Below are 18,798 nucleotides of genomic sequence, written 5' to 3' on the forward strand. Positions count from 1 at the left end.
CCGGGCGCGTCATCTGCTCGAACAGGCTGCCGCCGGTGGCGCGACGCTGGCCGTGCTGCCGGAAAACTTCGCCGCAATGGGCCGCCGTGACGTCGCTGACATCGGCCGAGCCGAAGCCGCTGGTCAAGGACCCATCCTGCCATGGTTGAAACAGGCGGCCCGCGACCTCAAGTTATGGATAGTGGCGGGTACTTTGCCGTTGCCGCCGGTGGATCAACCGGCGGCCAAGGTTCACGCCTGCTCGTTGCTGGTCAGTGATCAGGGTGAAATCGTCGCCCGTTACGACAAGCTGCATCTGTTCGATGTCGACGTAGCGGACTCGCGCGGACGTTACCGTGAGTCCGATGACTATGCGTTCGGCGCTGGCGTGGTCGTGGCGGATACGCCCGTCGGTCGGGTCGGCCTGACAGTGTGTTACGACCTGCGCTTCCCTGAGCTTTACAGCGAATTGCGTGCCGCCGGTGCAGAGTTGATTACCGCGCCGTCGGCCTTCACTGCCGTAACCGGCGCGGCGCATTGGGACGTGCTGATCCGCGCACGGGCCATCGAAACACAATGCTATGTACTCGCGGCGGCTCAAGGTGGCACCCATCCCGGGCCGCGCGAAACCTTCGGGCATGCCGCAATCATCGATCCATGGGGGCGAGTGCTGGCGCAACAGGATCAAGGCGAGGCCGTGCTGCTGGCCGAACGCGATAGCAGCGAACAGGCGTCCATCAGGGCGCGGATGCCGGTGTCCAGTCACCGGCGCTTTTTCTCGCAGGGCGCACAGCGGCCTGCCCGGAACGACGAATTTAAGGCGTAAAACATATGAGCGAGTTGTTGTCCTCAGTCAGTGAACACCTCCTGGCGCCCGGTGGCGTAACGATCGAGAGCCTGCAAGGCGTGCTTGGCGATCTGGCCGGCCCGGGCATCGATGCCGCCGACCTGTATTTTCAGGGGCAGATTTCCGAGTCCTGGGCGCTGGAAGACGGCATTGTCAAGGAAGGCAGTTTTAACCTCGATCAAGGCGTTGGCGTGCGCGCACAGTCCGGTGAGAAAACCGGTTTCGCGTACAGCAACGCAATCACGCTTGAAGCCCTCGGTGCTGCCGCCCGAGCGGCGCGCTCGATTTCCCGAGCCGGGCAGAACGGCACCGTGCAAGCCTTTACCACGCAGGATGTCGCCCAGTTGTACGGGCCGGACAACCCGCTGGAAGTACTGACCCGCGCCGAGAAGGTCGAACTGCTGAAACGCATCGACGTGGCCACCCGAGCGCTGGACCCGCGTATTCAGCAGGTCACCGTGAGCATGGCCGGGGTCTGGGAACGCATTCTTGTGGCCTCCACCGACGGCGGCCTGGCGGCAGATGTGCGGCCTCTGGTGCGTTTCAACGTCAGCGTGATCGTCGAACAGAACGGTCGCCGCGAGCGCGGCGGCCATGGCGGCGGCGGTCGGACCGATTACCGCTATTTCCTCAGTGACGACCGCGCCATGGGTTATGCCCGTGAAGCGTTGCGCCAGGCGCTGGTCAATCTGGAAGCCATCCCGGCGCCGGCCGGTACTTTTCCGGTGGTGCTGGGTTCGGGCTGGTCCGGTGTACTGCTGCACGAAGCAGTCGGCCACGGTCTGGAAGGCGATTTCAATCGCAAGGGCAGCTCGGCGTACAGCGGCCGCATGGGTGAAATGGTTGCCTCCAAATTCTGCACCATTGTCGATGACGGCACATTGGCCGGACGTCGTGGCTCGCTGAGCGTCGACGATGAAGGCACACCGACCGAATGCACCACGTTGATCGAAAACGGTGTGCTCAAAGGCTACATGCAGGACAAGTTGAACGCGCGCTTGATGGGCGTGGCCCGCACCGGTAATGGTCGGCGCGAATCCTATGCGCACTTGCCGATGCCGCGCATGACCAACACCTACATGCTCGCCGGCGAAAGCGATCCGGCCGAAATCATCGCCTCGGTGAAGAAGGGCATCTACTGCGCCAACCTCGGCGGTGGTCAGGTCGACATCACCAGCGGCAAGTTCGTGTTTTCCACCAGCGAGGCTTATTTGATCGAAGACGGCAAGATCACTGCCCCGGTCAAAGGCGCGACGTTGATCGGCAACGGGCCGGAAGCGATGAGCAAGGTGTCGATGGTCGGCACCGACCTGTCGCTGGACAGCGGCGTGGGCACGTGCGGTAAAGACGGGCAGTCGGTGCCGGTGGGTGTCGGCCAGCCAACGCTGAAGATTGATGCGATCACTGTGGGTGGCACAGGGTCGTAAGGGGATAAGCACCCTTGTAGGAGCAGCCTTCGGCAGCTCCTACAGGGCTGAGATGACTCAGCGCAAACCGCGTTGACTCTCGTCCAGCTCACGGATGTATTTGAAGATTTTACGGCTCGAGGCAGGCGGTTTGTTGGTCGCCAGTTCGTGCTGGGCCTGACGGATCAGGGAGCGCAACTGCTGACGATCAGCCTCCGGGTAGTCGAGCACGAACTTCTCCAGGACCGCATCGTCGCCCGCGATCAAGCGATCGCGCCAGCGTTCCAGGCCATGGAAACGTTCGTTGTACTGCCGGGTGGAGGCATCGAGTTGATCGAGCAGGGTCAGAATGGCGTCAGTGTCCTGATCGCGCATCAGTTTGCCGATAAACATGAGGTGCCGTTTACGCGCGATATTCGCGGTGTGCTTGGAGGCATCGCCAAGAGCCCGGCGCAAAGCGTCGGTCAACGGCAATTTTGCCAGCAAGTCAGGCTTGAGCGTTGTAAGGCGTTCGCCGAGGTCAACCAGAGCATGCAGCTCGCGTTTGACCTGGGATTTGCTTTTTTCTCCCGTATCGAGGGAGTCGTCGTAAGAATCAACCATGGTGGCCGTCCGCAAAGAAACGCCGCCATGATAACCAGTCGGGGGCCGCTTGTCCGGCCCGGTCGCTCGAAGGCCATCACCGAAAGCAGAATTTGAGTGGAGAACAGCATGAGTGCAGTTGAAAGCGTCGGCCCACAAGCGTTGCCGGCACTGCAGGAGCAAGTCGAGCAGATCATCGCTGAAGCCAAGCGCCAGGGTGCCAGTGCCTGTGAAGTGGCGGTGTCGCTGGAGCAGGGCCTGTCCACGACCGTGCGCCAGCGCGAGGTCGAAACCGTTGAATTCAATCGCGATCAGGGCTTTGGCATCACCTTGTACGTGGGTCAGCGCAAGGGCTCGGCAAGCACGTCTGCCACCGGTCCGGACGCCATTCGCGAAACTGTTGCCGCTGCGCTGGCGATCGCCAAACACACCTCCGAAGATGAAGCGTCCGGCCTTGCCGATGCCGCGTTGATGGCCAGGGATCTGCAGGACTTCGACCTGTTTCACGAATGGGACATCACCCCCGAGCAAGCCATCGAAAAGGCTTTGCTTTGTGAAGCTGCCGCGTTCGATGCTGACAGCCGCATCAAGAATGCCGACGGCACCAGCCTCAGCACTCATCAGGGTTGCCGTGTTTACGGCAACAGCCATGGTTTTGTCGGTGGTTACGCGTCCACTCGCCACAGCCTGAGCTGCGTGATGATCGCCGAGGCCGAGGGCCAGATGCAGCGGGATTACTGGTATGACGTGAGTCGCCAGGGCAATTTGCTGGCCGACCCTGTGATCATCGGCCAGCGTGCCGCGCAGCGTGCAGCGAGCCGACTGGGCGCACGTCCAGTGCCGACCTGCGAAGTGCCTGTGCTGTTCTCCGCTGAACTGGCGGGCGGTTTGTTTGGCAGTTTTCTGTCGGCAGTGTCCGGCGGCAGCCTGTATCGCAAGTCCTCATTTCTTGAAGGCACGCTGGGGCACAAGCTGTTTCCTGAGTGGTTGACCATCGACGAGCGCCCACATTTGATGCGTGCGATGGGCAGCTCGGCGTTCGATGGCGATGGCCTGGCGACGTACGCCAAACCCTTTGTCGAAAAGGGCGAATTGGTCTCTTACATCCTCGGCACCTATTCCGGTCGCAAGCTTGGCATGCCGAGCACCGCCAACGCCGGCGGCGTGCACAACCTGTTCGTCACCCATGGCGATGAAGATCAAGCCGCGTTGCTGCGGCGCATGGGTCGCGGGCTGCTGGTCACGGAGTTGATGGGGCAGGGCTTGAATATGGTGACCGGCGATTACTCGCGTGGCGCTGCGGGTTACTGGGTCGAGAATGGCGAGATCCAGTTTGCCGTTCAGGAGGTGACAATTGCCGGCAACATGCGCGACATGTTCAAGCAGATTGTCGCGGTGGGTAACGATCTGGAGCTACGCAGCAATATCCGCACCGGCTCGGTGTTGATCGAGCGGATGACTGTCGCGGGCAGCTAATCCCCGACCGATGCACAAGAAGGCGCGCCACCCGATCGGGTGGGGCGCCTTTTTTATGTGGCGTTCAACCGGTTTTGGCAGCTGCACGCGATCCCTGTAGGAGCCGGCTTGCTGGCGAAGGCCGCTAACGCTAACGCGCGCTGTCCGGATCAACGCGGCGCCCTTGCATACATCGCCAGTAAACCAGCTCCGGCAGAAAATATAGCCGTATCTTTGGCGGGGTTGTTTTGGTTCTCATTATCATATAATAATAAATCTCATTGCCGAGCGAGCCCGGATCAGTCAAGCATTCGAATAGAACGTGATGCTGCCGATCATCGTCATCAACGCAACCGCTTTGGAGGTTCATCATGGAGCACTGGAAACGCACGATCGAAAGGGCAAACCGTTGTTTCATGCTGGGCGAACTGGTTGATGCCCGGGAGGCGTACTTGCAGGCACTGGCGTTGGCTCAGGTGCTGTACGAACGCTGGGAAGATGCTGACGAAGCGGTGGCCGCTTGCGTAATTTCCCTTCACAACCTCGCCGACCTGCATCTGCGTCTTAACCAGCCGGAGGAGAGCGCCGAATATCTGTGCGCAATCCATCAACGGTTGTTGCAGACCATGCAAAACCCGCGACTGGCTCCGTCGCTGCGCGAAGCGGCCCTGCGTCAAAGCAGCAAAACCTACGTCGAGCTGCTGAGTTTTATCAGCGAACACGGCGAATACCCGCGTACGCATCGCTTGCTGCACATCGGTGCGGCACCGTCACCCGCGCCTGTCCATCATGGAGTTCATTGAAATGGCTTTTACCCTGCCTGCCTTGCCCTACGCCTACGATGCCTTGGAGCCGCACATCGATGCGCAGACCATGGAGATCCATTACACCAAACACCACCAGACCTACATCAACAACCTCAACGCTGCTGTCGAAGGCACAGAGTTTGTCGAATGGTCAGTGGAGAAACTGGTCGCCAGTGTTAATCAGCTTCCGGAAAACCTTCGCGCTGCCGTGATCAATCAGGGCGGCGGCCACGCCAACCACTCGTTGTTCTGGAAGGTCATGACGCCCAATGGCGGTGGTAAACCCGACGGTGAACTGGGGAAGGCAATCGACGAGCAGTTGGGCGGTTTTGATAGTTTCAAGGAGGCGTTCACCAAAGCCGCTCTGAGCCGGTTCGGTAGCGGTTGGGCCTGGCTGAGCGTGACGCCGCAGAAAACCCTGGTTGTGGAAAGCAGCGGCAATCAGGACAGCCCGTTGATGAACGGCAACACACCGATCCTCGGGCTGGACGTCTGGGAGCATGCCTATTACCTGCATTACCAAAATCGTCGTCCGGAATACATCAGCGCGTTTTACAACGTGATCAATTGGCCTGAGGTCGCTGCGCGTTACCAGGCAGCGCTGGTTTAAGTCTCCTGTAAAAAATCCAGGGCTGACTATGGGCACTGAAACACTGGCGATCGGAAGTGGACGGATGTTTCGTTACGCGTTGGGATCGCTGTTGCTGCTGGCAGGCCTGACGTTATTGGGTGCTCAGGGGCTAGCCTGGCTAGACCTTGAGCCAAAACTGTTGCGCGCGCTGCAAGGCGGGGCCATCTGCGCTTTGGGCACTGCCCTTGGCGCAGTGCCGGTGTTAGTCATTCGGCAGATGCCCCAGGCGCTAAGCGATACGCTGCTCGGCTTCGGCGCTGGGGTAATGCTCGCGGCGACAGCCTTTTCGTTGATTGTTCCGGGCATTGCTGCAGCGCAGAATCTCGGCCTGACGCCCTGGGCGGCCAGTGGCCTGATCAGTTTAGGCATCATGCTGGGCGCGTGCGGGCTGTTTCTGGTGGATCGCAAGTTGTCCGGCACGTCGCCGGAAATGCTCGTCGGTACCGTCGAGCATCCGCTGATTCCACCGCGAATCTGGCTGTTCGTATTCGCGATCATTGCCCATAACATCCCTGAAGGCATGGCTGTTGGAGTGTCGGCTGGGGGAGGCATGGCCGATGCCGATAGCCTGGCAATGGGCATTGCGTTGCAGGATGTGCCGGAAGGCTTGGTTATCGCGCTGGTATTGGCCGGGGCAGGGATGTCGCGGGTCAGAGCATTTTTGATCGGCGCGGCGTCAGGCCTGGTCGAACCGGTCTTTGCGCTGTTGTGCGCGTGGCTGGTGAGCCTGGCGCAATTGTTGCTGCCGCTCGGCCTGGCGTTAGCGGCGGGCGCCATGTTGCTGGTGGTTACCCATGAGGTTATCCCCGAGTCGCGGCGCAATGGTCACGACAAGCTGGCAAGCCTGGGGTTGCTGGTGGGGTTTTGCTTGATGATGGTGATGGATACGGCGTTGGGTTGATCTGCCGGTTCAAAAGATCGCAGCCTCGGTTCCCTCGACAGCTCCTACAGGGCCTGCGCCGCTTCTTGTAGGCGCTGTCGAGGGAACCGAGGCTGCGATCTTTTCATTCACCTTCGTCAAAATAATTATTGATCAAATTAACCAGGGCTCGCAGCGCCTCGTCGGCTTCCTCGCCTTCGGTACTCAAATGGATCCTGGTCCCTTTGCCAGCAGCCAGCATCATCATGGCCATGATGCTTTTGCCATCTACCGTGGATTCCGGCGTACGACCCACCCGGATTGAGCAATCAGGGAACTTGCCAGCAACCCCGACAAATTTTGCAGAAGCGCGAGCATGCAGGCCCAGCTTGTTGATGATTTCGATTTCCAGAGCAGGCATCGCGATGTGAATCCTTTAGCTGAGGTCGCGGTGGCGGACCTGGACGTTCTTCAGGGTTTTTTGCAGAACCTTACCTAGACGTTCGGTCAGGTAGACGGAGCGATGGTGACCGCCGGTACAGCCAATCGCGATGGTGACGTAGGCGCGATTACTCGCAGCAAAACGCGGCAACCATTTGAGCAGATACGTTGAGATGTCCTGAAACATCTCCTCGACATCCGGCTGAGCGGCCAGATAATCGGCAACCGGTTGTTCCAGCCCTGAATGCTCGCGCAGTTCCGGCTTCCAGTAGGGATTTGGCAGGCAGCGCACATCGAATACCAGATCGGCGTCGACCGGCATGCCGCGCTTGAAACCAAAGGATTCCACCAGAAACGCAGTGCCAGGCTCCGGCTGATTCAACAAGCGGAGCTTGATGGTATCGCGCAGCTGGTACAGGTTGAGATTGGTGGTGTTGACCTTCAGATCAGCGAGGTCGGCAATCGGTCCGAGCAGTTTGGTTTCATCGCTGATCGCTTCGGCCAGCGAGCGATCGGCACTGCTCAGGGGGTGGCGCCGACGGGTTTCCGAGAAGCGCTTTAGCAAGGTTTCTTCGTCGGCATCCAGGTACAGGACATCACACTGGATGTGACGGCTGCGGACTTCTTCGAGCAGTTCCGGAAAGCGCGACAAATGACTCGGCAGATTCCGCGCGTCGATGGACACCGCAACCAGCGGCTGCGCCAGCTCGGTGTGAATCAGCGCCCGTTCGGCCAGTTCCGGCAGCAACCCGGCAGGCAGGTTATCGATGCAGTAGTAGCCGCTGTCTTCGAGAACGGCGAGCGCGGTACTTTTACCTGAGCCAGAGCGGCCGCTGACGATGATCATGCGCATGATTAGTGCCCGTTTTGCTCGTCCAGGACAACCTGATACAAGGCTTCATTACTCGGAGCGCTGCGCAGTTTTTCCCGCACTTCCTTGCGATCGAGCATGCTGGCGATCTGGCGAAGCAACTCCAGGTGAGCATCGGTTGCCTTTTCCGGGACCAGCAGGACAAACAGCAGGTCTACCGGGGCACCGTCGATTGCGTCGAAATCGATGGGGGCTTCCAGATGAACGAGCGCACTGATTGGTGCGGTGCAAACCTTGAGACGGCAGTGAGGGATGGCAATGCCGTTGCCAAAACCGGTGGAACCGAGTTTTTCACGGGCAACCAGAGCCTCGAAGACATCCTGCATTGCCATATCCGGCACTTCGCGGTGGATAAGGTTGGCGATCTGTTCGAGGGCTTTTTTCTTGCTGCCACCCGGCGCGTTCACTTGGGAACGGCCGGGGGTCAGGATGGTTTCTAGTCGGATCATGGATTGGGGGTGTTAACGACCGGTCGCGCCCTGGAGGAGGCTCTGGGTCTTTTCCTTATGCTTTTTGAGTTGGCGATCCAGCTTGTCAGTCAGCAGGTCGATGGCGGCATACATATCCGCATGCTCAGCGTTGGCGACTACTTCTCCGCCGGGAATATGCAGTGTGGCTTCGATTTTCTGTAGCAGTTTTTCGACATTCATCGTGACTTGCACGTTGGTGATCTTGTCGAAATGCCGCTCTAATCGGTCGAGTTTTTCGCCGATGTAGGTGCGAAGAGGTTCGGTCACTTCCAGTTGGTGTCCACTGATGTTGACTTGCATACAGCTTCTCCTTCGTTGCCAGTGCATAAAGCGGCAGGCTGGGTTGCCTGCCACTGGAACGCTGTAACGTGACTCTACATCAACCGCTTGCGTTCGCTCGAAGGCGCGATCCCGAGAGACTCGCGGTACTTGGCGACGGTGCGGCGAGCCACCTGAATGCCTTGTGCCTCCAGTAAACCAGCGATCTTGCTGTCACTCAACGGCTTTTTCTGATTTTCCGCCGCAACCAGTTTTTTGATGATTGCGCGAATCGCCGTGGACGAGCATTCACCGCCTTCGGAGGTGCTGACATGGCTGGAGAAAAAATATTTCAGTTCATAAATGCCCCGAGGGGTATGCATGAATTTTTGCGTGGTCACCCGGGAAATCGTCGATTCGTGCATGCCCACCGCCTCAGCGATGTCATGCAGCACCAACGGCTTCATGGCTTCGTCGCCATATTCCAGAAAACCGCGCTGATGCTCGACGATCTGGGTGGCAACCTTCATCAGGGTTTCATTGCGGCTTTGCAGGCTCTTGATGAACCAGCGAGCCTCCTGCAACTGATTGCGCATGAAGGTGTTGTCTGCGCTGGTGTCGGCGCGACGGACGAACCCGGCGTATTGGGCGTTGACCCTCAGTCGGGGCACCGATTCCTGATTCAGCTCCACCAGCCAGCGTTCATTGTCCTTGCGCACGATCACATCCGGCACGACGTATTCGGCTTCGCTGGATTCGATCTGCGAACCCGGGCGCGGGTTGAGGCTCTGTACCAGTTCGATCACCTGGCGCAGTTCATCTTCCTTGAGCTTCATGCGGCGCATCAGCTGGCTGTAATCGCGGCTGCCGAGCATGTCGATGTAATCGCTGACCAGCCGCTTGGCTTCGGTTAGCCAGGGCGTCCTGGCTGGCAGCTGGCGCAATTGCAGCAGCAGGCATTCGCTGAGATTGCGGGCGCCGATACCGGCCGGTTCAAATTGCTGGATGCGGTGCAGAACGGCTTCGATTTCGTCGAGTTCGATGTCCAGCTCGGGGTCGAAGGCCTCGAGGATTTCATCGAGGGTTTCGTCCAGGTAGCCCTGGTTGTTGATGCAGTCGATCAGGGTCACGGCGATCAGGCGATCGGTGTCCGACATTGGCGCCAGGTTCAGTTGCCACAGCAAATGGCTCTGCAGGCTTTCGCCGGCGGAGGTGCGGGTGGTGAAATCCCACTCGTCGTCGTCATTGCTCGGCAGGCTGCTGGCGCTAGTCTGGTAAACGTCTTCCCAGGCAGTGTCGACCGGGAGATCGTTGGGAATGCGCTCGTTCCAGTCGCCTTCCTCGAGGTTATCCACCGTCGGGGCGGTTTCCTGATAGGAGGGTTCCGAAACATCGGCGTTGGGCGGCTGTTCGACCTTGTCGGCCAAAGGGTCGGCGTTATCGAAATCGTCGCCTTCTTCCTGACGTTCGAGCATCGGATTGGACTCCAGCGCCTCCTGGATTTCCTGTTGCAGGTCCAGGGTCGACAATTGGAGCAGGCGGATGGCCTGTTGCAGCTGCGGTGTCATCGTCAGCTGCTGGCCCATTCTCAAGACTAGCGATGGTTTCATGGCAGGGGCTTAACACCTTATTCGCCGGCGCGCATGCGCCATCCACTACAGGGCGCCGAAGCGCCAAACTTAAGCAAATTATATGCCTGAAACTGAAGTGTTTGCCTAGAGCGCAGTAATAATAAAACACACAGAGGTGCTCAGTGCTCCAGGCGCTTGGACGACCAGCCAGACACCTCAGTGCTTACAGGCGGAACTCGTGGCCCAGATACACTTCCTTCACCAGATCGTTGGCCAGGATGGTGGCGGGGTCACCCTCGGCGATCAGTTGGCCATCGTTGACGATGTAGGCTGTTTCGCAGATATCCAGGGTTTCACGAACGTTGTGGTCGGTAATCAGCACGCCAATGCCCTTGGCTTTGAGGTGGTGAATGATTTGCTTGATGTCGCCAACGGAAATCGGGTCCACACCGGCGAAGGGTTCGTCGAGGAGGATGAATTTCGGATTGGTGGCCAGGGCACGGGCGATTTCCACGCGACGGCGTTCGCCACCGGACAGGCTCATGCCGAGGTTGTCACGAATGTGGCTGATGTGGAATTCCTGCAGCAGGCTTTCCAGCTCCTTGCGGCGCGCGGTTTTGTCGAGTTCCTTGCGGGTCTCGAGAATGGCCATGATGTTGTCGGCCACCGAGAGTTTGCGGAAAATCGACGCTTCCTGCGGAAGATAGCCGATACCGGCCTTCGCACGACCGTGCATTGGCTGGTGGCTGACGTCCAGATCGTCGATCAGTACGCGACCCTGATCGGCCTGAACCAGGCCCACGATCATGTAAAAGCAGGTGGTTTTGCCGGCGCCGTTAGGGCCAAGCAAGCCGACGATCTGACCGCTTTCGATGGACAGGCTGACGTCGCGCACGACCTGGCGGCTCTTGTAGCTCTTGGCCAGATGCTGGGCTTTCAGAGTTGCCATTAAGGGGCCTTCTGCTCTTCGGTTTTCTTCTTCGGCTGGATCACCATGTCAATGCGCGGACGCGACTCGGTGACCTTGCTGCCCGTAGCGCGACCGGCGCTGGCGAGCTTTTTGTTGGTGTCATAGACGATTTTTTCGCCCTGGGTGATGTTGCCATCCTTGTCGATGACCTTGGCGCGGTCGATCAGCACGACGCGGTCTTGCGAGGCGTGATACTGGATAGTCACCCCGTAGCCCTGAACCGGCTTGGTGTCGCCGGCCGTTTGCAGTTGCTCGAAGTAGGCGAGGTTGCCCACCGAAGTGACCACGTCGATGTCACCGGCCTGGGTGCGGGTCATGGTCACGGTATTTCCGGTGACCTTCATCGAGCCCTGGGTGATGATCACGTCACCCTTATAGGTGGCAATACCGTTCTTGTCGTCCAGTTGGGCATCGTCCGCCTGGATGCGGATAGGCTGCTGTTGATCGTCCGGCAGAGCCCAGGCGCTCACGCTTCCCAGTGCTGCGCTCAGACCGAGCAAAATAGGGAGAGTTTTAACGAGCCTCATACTGTCCTCTTACGTTCGATAGCAGGTGTATCCTGCTTTCTTTTAAATACGCTTTCATTCCGTTACCAGTCGAGACACCGCCAGCGCCGTCGATTCTAACGGGTTGAGCGGTCTCCGCATATTGCCGCTGCGGGAACACTGTCATGCGGGTGGAAGTAATCAGGGTCTTACGGTCTTTTTCATCAAATCGGGTGATCCGCACCGAATCAATCAGCTCGACCTGAGTGCCGTCCGGGTTGACCTCGCCACGCTCACTCTGAACATGCCACGGGAACTGGGTGCCGCGATACAGGTTCAAGTCCGGATTGGTCAACAGCGTTACTTCGGTCGCTTTCAAATGCTCGACCTTGTCGGAGGTCATTTCGTATTGCAGCTTGCCGTCCGGCAGGAATTGAACGCTGTGAGCGTTGATCGCGTAATAGTCGATTTCGGTTTCATCGACCTTGGCCACTGGCTTGTCGAGGAAGCGTTCCGGGCTGATGTTCCAGTAGCCGACCGCTGCAAATATAGCGGCGATGCAACTGAACATCAGGGTGTTGCGAAATTTCTTGCTCAGCATAGTTGGCTCACAGGTACGCGGCGTTGGCCGCATCAAGACGGCCCTGGGCGCGCAGGATCAATTCGCAGAATTCGCGAGCGGCACCTTCGCCACCACGGGCCTGGGTGATGCCGTGGGCATTTTCACGCACAAAGCTGGCGGCGTTAGCCACTGCCATGCCCAAGCCGACGCGGCGGATCACCGGCAAATCCGGCAGGTCGTCACCGAGGTAGGCGACTTGTTCATAGCTCAGGTCGAGCTGAGCGAGAAGCTCGTCCAGCACCACCAGTTTGTCTTCCCGGCCCTGATACAGATGGGGAATGCCGAGATTCTTCGCGCGCCGCTCGACCACCGGGGTCTTGCGCCCACTGATGATAGCGGTCTGCACGCCGGCTGCCATCAACATCTTGATGCCCTGGCCGTCGAGCGTGTTGAAAGTCTTGAATTCGCTGCCGTCTTCAAGGAAGTACAGGCGACCGTCGGTCAATACGCCGTCGACGTCGAATACTGCCAGTTTGATCTGTTTGCCGCGTTGCAGCAGGTCTGCGCTCATTACATTACTCCCGCACGCAGCAAGTCGTGCATGTTCAAGGCCCCGACCGGACGGTCGTCGCTGTCAACCACGACCAGTGCATTGATTTTATGGTCTTCCATGATTTTCAAAGCCTCGGCGGCGAGCATGTCGGCGCGGGCGGTCTTGCCGTGGGCGGTCATGACCTGATCGATGGTGGCGCTGTGAATATCGATGCTGCGGTCCAGTGTGCGACGCAAATCGCCGTCGGTAAAAATCCCGGCGAGCGTGCCGTCGGCTTCCAGAATCACTGTCATGCCCAGGCCCTTGCGGGTCATTTCCATCAGCGCATCCTTGAGCAGGGTGCCGCGCTGAACGTGCGGCAGTTCCTGTCCGGCATGCATGACGTTTTCCACTTTCAGCAGCAGGCGGCGCCCAAGCGCGCCGCCGGGATGCGAAAAGGCAAAGTCTTCGGCCGTAAAACCACGGGCTTCCAGTAGCGCCACTGCGAGGGCGTCGCCCATCACCAATGCAGCAGTGGTCGAAGACGTAGGCGCCAGGTTCAACGGACAGGCTTCGTGCTCGACGTGGACGTTGAGATTGACTTCGGCAGCCTTGGATAAAGGCGAATTGGGGTTGCCGGTCATGCTGATCAACTGGATGCCCAGACGCTTGATCAGCGGCAGCAGGGTGACGATTTCATTGGTGGAGCCGGAGTTCGACAGGGCCAGGATGATGTCGTCGCGAGTGATCATGCCCATGTCGCCGTGGCTGGCTTCAGCCGGGTGCACGAAAAAAGCCGTGGTGCCAGTGCTGGCGAGGGTCGCGGCGATCTTGTTGCCGACGTGACCTGACTTGCCCATGCCGACCACGACCACACGGCCTTTGCTCGCCAGAATCATTTCGCAAGCGCGTACGAAATCTGCGTCGATTTGGGGTAGCAAGCCTTGGACGGCTTCCATTTCGAGGCGGATAGTGCGTTGAGCTGACTGAATCAGGTCGCTGGATTGGCTCATGTCTGAAATCGTATAGCCTGATGAAAAGGCGGCGATTATAGCGGCATTAAGTAAAACCCTCACGCAAGTTCGTCAGGCTTTGTCATTCCTTGTTGCGCTTAATACTTTGGTATGAACCTTCAACCCCGTCATGTGGCCGAAGAAGGCGGGCGTAGGCCTTGGGCGCTTGGCCTTTGCGGTGATATAGTTCGCCGCCAGTTCGGCCCGCCCGAATAGCTATGTGCTTTCGCCAGAAAGTCAGGCGTCCGAGTGAGAGGCTGCATCGCAAGGAGTTTAGATGAGTGCCGATAACGCCTACGCGGTCGAGCTGAAGGGACTGACCTTCAAGCGCGGTGCGCGCAGCATTTTCAACAATGTCGATATCCGTATCCCGCGCGGAAAGGTCACCGGCATCATGGGGCCTTCCGGGTGTGGCAAGACCACATTGCTGCGGCTGATGGGCGCCCAGTTGCGGCCTACCAAGGGCGAAGTCTGGGTCAACGGTCAGAATTTGCCAAAATTGTCGCGCAGCGATCTTTTCGATGCGCGCAAGCATATGGGCGTGTTGTTTCAGAGCGGGGCGCTATTCACCGATCTCGATGTGTTCGAGAACGTTGCCTTTCCGCTGCGCGTGCATACCGAACTGCCGGAAGAAATGATCCGCGACATCGTCCTGCTCAAATTGCAGGCAGTGGGCTTGCGCGGCGCGATCGACCTGATGCCTGATGAACTCTCCGGCGGCATGAAGCGACGCGTAGCGCTGGCCCGGGCGATTGCACTCGATCCGCAGATTCTCATGTATGACGAACCCTTCGTTGGTCAGGACCCGATCGCCATGGGCGTGCTGGTACGCCTGATCCGCCTGCTCAACGATGCGTTGGGCATCACCAGTATTGTGGTTTCCCACGATCTGGCCGAAACAGCGAGCATCGCCGACTACATCTATGTCGTGGGCGAAGGCCAGGTGTTGGGGCAGGGCACGCCCGAGGAGCTGATGAATTCGCAGGAGCCGCGGATTCGCCAGTTCATGACAGGCGAACCCGACGGTCCGGTCGCATACCACTTTCCAGCGACGGATTACCGCGCAGATCTCCTGGGGAAGCGCTGATGCGCAAAATTTCACTGATTGAACGCGTACGTCGCTTTGGCCACGGCGGTATCGACGTGCTGGCGGTATTTGGCCGTTCGGCCATCTTTTTGTTTCATGCCTTGTTCGGTCGCGGCGGCATCGGCGGCGGTTTCGGGCTGTTGATCAAGCAGCTGCATTCGGTGGGCGTGATGTCCCTGGTGATCATTGTGGTCTCCGGGGTATTCATCGGCATGGTGCTGGCGCTGCAAGGCTTCAACATTTTATCCAGCTACGGTTCGGAACAGGCGGTCGGGCAGATGGTTGCCCTGACCCTGCTGCGTGAATTGGGCCCGGTGGTCACCGCGTTGCTGTTTGCCGGTCGCGCAGGTTCAGCCCTGACGGCCGAAATCGGCAACATGAAGTCCACCGAGCAACTGTCCAGTCTGGAAATGATTGGTGTCGACCCCCTCAAGTACATCATTGCCCCGCGCCTGTGGGCCGGCTTCATTTCCCTGCCGGTGCTGGCGATGATTTTCAGCGTGGTCGGGATCTGGGGTGGTTCGTGGGTGGCCGTTGACTGGCTGGGCGTCTATGAGGGTTCTTACTGGTCCAACATGCAGAACAGCGTGACGTTCACCGACGATGTGCTCAACGGCATCATCAAAAGTATCGTTTTCGCCTTCGTCGTGACCTGGATTGCCGTATTCCAAGGCTATGACTGCGAGCCCACCTCCGAGGGGATCAGTCGTGCCACTACCAAGACCGTGGTGTATGCCTCTTTGGCTGTACTCGGCCTGGACTTTATTCTGACCGCCTTGATGTTTGGAGATTTCTGATGCAAAACCGCACCCTGGAAATCGGTGTCGGCCTTTTCTTGCTGGCTGGCATCCTGGCTTTGCTGTTGCTGGCGTTGCGGGTAAGTGGCCTGTCACCGAGCGCGACCACCGATACTTATAAACTTTATGCCTATTTCGACAATATCGCCGGTTTGACGGTCAGAGCTAAAGTGACCATGGCCGGTGTGACCATCGGCAAGGTCACTGCGATCGATCTGGACCGCGACAGTTTCACCGGTCGAGTGACCATGCAGCTGGAAAAGCGGGTTGATAACCTGCCCAATGACTCCACTGCATCTATTCTCACCGCTGGCCTGTTGGGCGAGAAATACATCGGCATCAGCGTGGGTGGTGAAGAAGCCTTGCTCAAGGAGGGTTCGACCATCCATGACACCCAGTCGTCCCTGGTGCTTGAGGACCTGATCGGTAAATTCCTGCTCAATACCGTTAGCAAAGACGCCAAATGAGGAGCTTTTGAATGATCTCTACCTTGCGACGTGGCCTGTTGGTATTACTCGCGGCGATGCCGTTGATGGCTAACGCTGTGGCGGCACCTTCGGCCCACGACCTGGTTAAGGACACGACTGACCGGTTGCTGGCTGATTTGTCCGCCAATAAAGAAAAGTACAAGCAGGATCCGCAGGACTTTTACACGGCGCTGAACACCATCGTCGGTCCGGTGGTGGATGCCGAGGGCATTTCCAAAAGCATCATGACGGTCAAATATTCGCGCAAGGCAACTCCTGCGCAAATGAAAACCTTCGAGGAAAACTTCAAGCGCGGCCTGTTCCAGTTCTATGGCAACGCCCTGCTGGAGTACAACAATCAAGGGATCATCGTTGACCCTGCCAAAGATGAGTCGGGCGACCGCACCAGCGTTGGCATGACCGTCAAAGGCACCAACGGTGCGGTCTATCCTGTGTCGTACACGCTCGAGAAGATCAACGGCGAGTGGAAACTGCGTAACGTCATCATCAATGGCATCAACATTGGCAAACTGTTCCGTGATCAGTTCGCTGATGCGATGCAGCGCAATGGCAATGACCTGGACAAAACCATCAATGGTTGGGCCGGGGAAGTCGCCAAAGCCAAGGAAACCACCGAGAATCAGGCGCAATGAGTGTGTCGGCCATTCGCATGAGCGAATCCGGCGAGCTGTTGCTCAGCGGCATGCTCGACTATCGCACCGGCCCCGGCTTGCGCAAGCAGGGTCAGGCGCTGATCAAGGCGAGCAAGGCGGCGGCGCTTGTGGTCGATTGCTCGGCGGTGCTGAAATCCAGCAGCGTCGGTTTGTCGTTGTTGCTGTGTTTCATGCGCGATGCGCAGGCGGCCGGCAAGGCGCTGACCATCCGTGCGATGCCCGAAGACATGCGTGAAATCGCTCAGGTCAGCGAATTGACCGAGCTGTTGGCGCATCCCTAATAGCATCTGCTAAAAAGCCCCCCGTCAGAGTCCTGCTTCGCGGGGTTCGCAGGCGCGGGGCTTTTTTGTATGATGTCCGACCCGCGCGCACAGGGCGCCGATTGAGGTTGAGCATGCAGGCCGTAGAAGTGAAGAGCTTCCTTGAAGGAAAGCTGCCCGGAACGTTGGTTGAAGTTGAAGGCGAAGGCTGCAACTTTCAGCTGAACGTGATTAGCGATGAACTGGCGGCGTTAAGCCCGGTGAAGCGTCAGCAGCAGATCTATGCCCATTTGAACCCATGGATCACCGATGGCAGCATCCATGCGGTCACTATGAAATTTTTCAGCAGCGCGGCCTGGGCCGAGCGCACCTGAGCCCAAGGGCGTCGAGATTCTTATGGATAAATTGATTATTACCGGTGGCGCTCGTCTTGATGGCGAGATCCGCATTTCCGGGGCAAAGAACTCTGCCCTGCCTATTCTGGCAGCTACCTTGCTGTGCGATGGCCCGGTGACGGTTGCCAACCTGCCGCACCTGCACGACATCACCACCATGATCGAGCTGTTCGGTCGCATGGGCATCGAGCCGGTGATCGACGAGAAGCTCAGCGTCGAAATCGACCCGCGCACCATCAAGACCCTGATCGCACCGTACGAGCTGGTTAAAACCATGCGTGCGTCGATCCTGGTGCTAGGCCCGATGGTTGCCCGTTTCGGTGAAGCCGAAGTTGCACTGCCAGGTGGTTGCGCGATCGGTTCGCGTCCGGTCGACCTGCACATCCGTGGCCTTGAAGCCATGGGCGCGGTCATCGACGTCGAGGGCGGCTACATCAAGGCCAAAGCGCCTGAAGGCGGCTTGCGCGGTGCGCATTTCTTCTTCGACACCGTCAGTGTGACCGGTACCGAAAACATCATGATGGCCGCGGCGCTGGCCAAGGGTCGCAGCGTTCTGGCTAACGCCGCGCGCGAACCTGAAGTCATCGACCTGGCGAACTTCCTGATTGCCATGGGCGCGAAGATCAGCGGCGCCGGCACCGACACCATCACCATTGATGGCGTCGAGCGTCTGCACCCGACCACGTACAAAGTGATGCCTGACCGTATCGAAACCGGTACGTACCTGGTTGCTGCTGCCGTGACCGGCGGGCGTGTGAAAGTCAAGGACACCGATCCGACGATTCTCGAAGCCGTTCTGGAAAAACTTCGTGAAGCCGGCGCCGAAATTACCTCGGGCGAAGACTGGATCGAGCTGAACATGCACGGCAAGCGGCCGAAAGCCGTCAACGTGCGCACAGCTCCGTACCCGGCGTTCCCGACCGACATGCAGGCGCAGTTCATCTCGCTCAACGCCATTGCCGAAGGCACCGGTGCAGTGATCGAGACGATCTTCGAAAACCGTTTCATGCACGTTTACGAACTGCACCGCATGGGCGCCAAGATCCAGGTCGAAGGCAATACCGCCATCGTCACCGGTACCGAGAAGCTCAAAGGCGCGCCAGTCATGGCCACCGACCTGCGTGCTTCGGCCAGCCTGGTGATTTCGGCGTTGATCGCCGAAGGCGACACCCTGATCGACCGCATCTACCACATCGACCGTGGTTACGAGTGCATCGAAGAGAAACTGCAAATGCTCGGCGCCAAAATTCGCCGCGTACCGGGCTAGTCCCAGGACTGCGAATACTGTCATTGTGGCGAGGGAGCTTGCTCCCGTTGGGCGCGAAGCGGCCCGAAAAAATGGGACTGCTACGCAGTCCAGCGGGAGCAAGCTCCCTCGCC

Annotated in this window: 24 protein-coding genes; 13 read left to right on the forward strand and 11 right to left on the reverse strand. The window is 58.8% G+C overall.

The genetic code is table 11. The features are described 5' to 3' along the window. Both DU29_RS0122695 and tldD read left to right on the forward strand, forming a co-directional pair. Window positions 1-805 (forward strand): carbon-nitrogen hydrolase family protein (locus DU29_RS0122695; RefSeq protein ID WP_028623765.1); only part of this gene is annotated, 805 nt, incomplete at its 5' end. Window positions 806-810: 5 nt separating this feature from the next. Beyond that, window positions 811-2,253, forward strand: a complete 1,443-nt coding sequence (gene tldD / locus DU29_RS0122700) for a metalloprotease TldD (protein WP_028623766.1) — start codon at window positions 811-813, stop codon at window positions 2,251-2,253. Window positions 2,254-2,310: 57 nt separating this feature from the next. Here the strand turns inward: tldD and yjgA are convergent, their stop codons facing one another. After that, window positions 2,311-2,835, reverse strand: a complete 525-nt coding sequence (yjgA, locus tag DU29_RS0122705; RefSeq protein ID WP_028623767.1) for a ribosome biogenesis factor YjgA — start codon at window positions 2,833-2,835, stop codon at window positions 2,311-2,313. A 108-nt stretch (window positions 2,836-2,943) separates the two neighbouring features. On the opposite strand from yjgA, the gene pmbA reads away from it, so the two are divergent. The 4 genes from pmbA (at window position 2,944) to DU29_RS0122725 (ending at window position 6,607) form a co-directional block, all read left to right on the forward strand. Beyond that, the gene (pmbA, locus tag DU29_RS0122710) at window positions 2,944-4,290 is read left to right on the forward strand and encodes a metalloprotease PmbA (protein WP_028623768.1); all 1,347 of its coding nucleotides are present in this window, start codon (window positions 2,944-2,946) and stop codon (window positions 4,288-4,290) included. Between the two features lie 350 nt (window positions 4,291-4,640). Further along, window positions 4,641-5,072, forward strand: coding sequence for a hypothetical protein (locus tag DU29_RS0122715; protein ID WP_028623769.1), 432 nt, complete (start codon window positions 4,641-4,643; stop codon window positions 5,070-5,072). A 1-nt stretch (window position 5,073) separates the two neighbouring features. Beyond that, on the forward strand, window positions 5,074-5,685 hold the full coding sequence (locus DU29_RS0122720) for a superoxide dismutase (protein WP_028623770.1): 612 nt from the start codon (window positions 5,074-5,076) through the stop codon (window positions 5,683-5,685). A 28-nt stretch (window positions 5,686-5,713) separates the two neighbouring features. Beyond that, on the forward strand, window positions 5,714-6,607 hold the full coding sequence (locus DU29_RS0122725) for a ZIP family metal transporter (RefSeq protein ID WP_028623771.1): 894 nt from the start codon (window positions 5,714-5,716) through the stop codon (window positions 6,605-6,607). 103 nt (window positions 6,608-6,710) lie between these two features. Here DU29_RS0122725 and DU29_RS0122730 read toward each other — a convergent pair whose 3' ends face one another. The 10 genes from DU29_RS0122730 to DU29_RS0122775 all read right to left on the reverse strand — a co-directional run bounded on the left by DU29_RS0122730 (window position 6,711) and on the right by DU29_RS0122775 (window position 13,738). Further along, a complete protein-coding gene (locus tag DU29_RS0122730) occupies window positions 6,711-6,986 on the reverse strand; it encodes an HPr family phosphocarrier protein (RefSeq protein ID WP_028623772.1) in 276 nt (91 codons plus the stop codon). A 15-nt stretch (window positions 6,987-7,001) separates the two neighbouring features. Then, window positions 7,002-7,859 carry an RNase adapter RapZ gene (gene rapZ / locus DU29_RS0122735; protein ID WP_028623773.1) on the reverse strand — a complete coding sequence of 286 codons (858 nt, stop codon included), beginning with the start codon at window positions 7,857-7,859 and terminating at the stop codon, window positions 7,002-7,004. 2 nt (window positions 7,860-7,861) lie between these two features. After that, window positions 7,862-8,326, reverse strand: coding sequence for a PTS IIA-like nitrogen regulatory protein PtsN (gene ptsN, locus DU29_RS0122740; protein ID WP_028623774.1), 465 nt, complete (start codon window positions 8,324-8,326; stop codon window positions 7,862-7,864). Window positions 8,327-8,338: 12 nt separating this feature from the next. Next, window positions 8,339-8,647, reverse strand: a complete 309-nt coding sequence (hpf, locus tag DU29_RS0122745) for a ribosome hibernation-promoting factor, HPF/YfiA family (RefSeq protein WP_028623775.1) — start codon at window positions 8,645-8,647, stop codon at window positions 8,339-8,341. 74 nt (window positions 8,648-8,721) lie between these two features. Beyond that, a complete protein-coding gene (locus tag DU29_RS0122750; RefSeq protein WP_028623776.1) occupies window positions 8,722-10,215 on the reverse strand; it encodes an RNA polymerase factor sigma-54 in 1,494 nt (497 codons plus the stop codon). 184 nt (window positions 10,216-10,399) lie between these two features. Then, complete coding sequence (lptB, locus tag DU29_RS0122755) at window positions 10,400-11,125, reverse strand: LPS export ABC transporter ATP-binding protein (protein WP_028623777.1); 726 nt, start codon at window positions 11,123-11,125, stop codon at window positions 10,400-10,402. Further along, complete coding sequence (gene lptA, locus DU29_RS0122760; protein WP_028623778.1) at window positions 11,125-11,673, reverse strand: lipopolysaccharide transport periplasmic protein LptA; 549 nt, start codon at window positions 11,671-11,673, stop codon at window positions 11,125-11,127. The genes lptB and lptA overlap by 1 nt, the downstream gene beginning before the upstream one ends. Continuing rightward, window positions 11,660-12,232 (reverse strand): LPS export ABC transporter periplasmic protein LptC, encoded by a 573-nt coding sequence (gene lptC, locus DU29_RS0122765; protein WP_028623779.1) that lies wholly within the window; start codon window positions 12,230-12,232, stop codon window positions 11,660-11,662. The genes lptA and lptC overlap by 14 nt, the downstream gene beginning before the upstream one ends. Before the next feature lie 7 nt (window positions 12,233-12,239). Beyond that, a complete protein-coding gene (locus DU29_RS0122770) occupies window positions 12,240-12,764 on the reverse strand; it encodes a KdsC family phosphatase (RefSeq protein WP_028623780.1) in 525 nt (174 codons plus the stop codon). Continuing rightward, entirely contained in the window at window positions 12,764-13,738 is a 975-nt protein-coding gene (locus DU29_RS0122775; protein WP_028623781.1) for a KpsF/GutQ family sugar-phosphate isomerase, read from the reverse strand. The genes DU29_RS0122770 and DU29_RS0122775 overlap by 1 nt, the downstream gene beginning before the upstream one ends. 277 nt (window positions 13,739-14,015) lie before the next feature. Between DU29_RS0122775 and DU29_RS0122780 the strand changes: the two genes are divergently transcribed. From DU29_RS0122780 to murA, 7 genes are all read left to right on the forward strand, one after another. After that, complete coding sequence (locus tag DU29_RS0122780; protein WP_028623782.1) at window positions 14,016-14,825, forward strand: ATP-binding cassette domain-containing protein; 810 nt, start codon at window positions 14,016-14,018, stop codon at window positions 14,823-14,825. Beyond that, window positions 14,825-15,622, forward strand: a complete 798-nt coding sequence (gene mlaE / locus DU29_RS0122785) for a lipid asymmetry maintenance ABC transporter permease subunit MlaE (RefSeq protein ID WP_028623783.1) — start codon at window positions 14,825-14,827, stop codon at window positions 15,620-15,622. Before DU29_RS0122780 ends, mlaE begins: the two co-directional genes overlap by 1 nt. Further along, complete coding sequence (mlaD, locus tag DU29_RS0122790) at window positions 15,622-16,089, forward strand: outer membrane lipid asymmetry maintenance protein MlaD (RefSeq protein ID WP_028623784.1); 468 nt, start codon at window positions 15,622-15,624, stop codon at window positions 16,087-16,089. The genes mlaE and mlaD overlap by 1 nt, the downstream gene beginning before the upstream one ends. Before the next feature lie 11 nt (window positions 16,090-16,100). Beyond that, complete coding sequence (locus DU29_RS0122795; protein WP_028623785.1) at window positions 16,101-16,742, forward strand: MlaC/ttg2D family ABC transporter substrate-binding protein; 642 nt, start codon at window positions 16,101-16,103, stop codon at window positions 16,740-16,742. Further along, window positions 16,739-17,044 (forward strand): STAS domain-containing protein, encoded by a 306-nt coding sequence (locus tag DU29_RS0122800; protein WP_028623786.1) that lies wholly within the window; start codon window positions 16,739-16,741, stop codon window positions 17,042-17,044. The genes DU29_RS0122795 and DU29_RS0122800 overlap by 4 nt, the downstream gene beginning before the upstream one ends. A 113-nt stretch (window positions 17,045-17,157) precedes the next feature. Continuing rightward, window positions 17,158-17,397, forward strand: a complete 240-nt coding sequence (locus DU29_RS0122805; protein WP_007912386.1) for a BolA family protein — start codon at window positions 17,158-17,160, stop codon at window positions 17,395-17,397. A gap of 22 nt (window positions 17,398-17,419) precedes the next feature. Then, window positions 17,420-18,685, forward strand: a complete 1,266-nt coding sequence (gene murA, locus DU29_RS0122810) for a UDP-N-acetylglucosamine 1-carboxyvinyltransferase (protein WP_028623787.1) — start codon at window positions 17,420-17,422, stop codon at window positions 18,683-18,685. Window positions 18,686-18,798: the final 113 nt, after the last annotated feature.

Source organism: Pseudomonas sp. Ant30-3, assembly GCF_000690905.1.
Taxonomy (GTDB): Bacteria; Pseudomonadota; Gammaproteobacteria; order Pseudomonadales; family Pseudomonadaceae; genus Aquipseudomonas.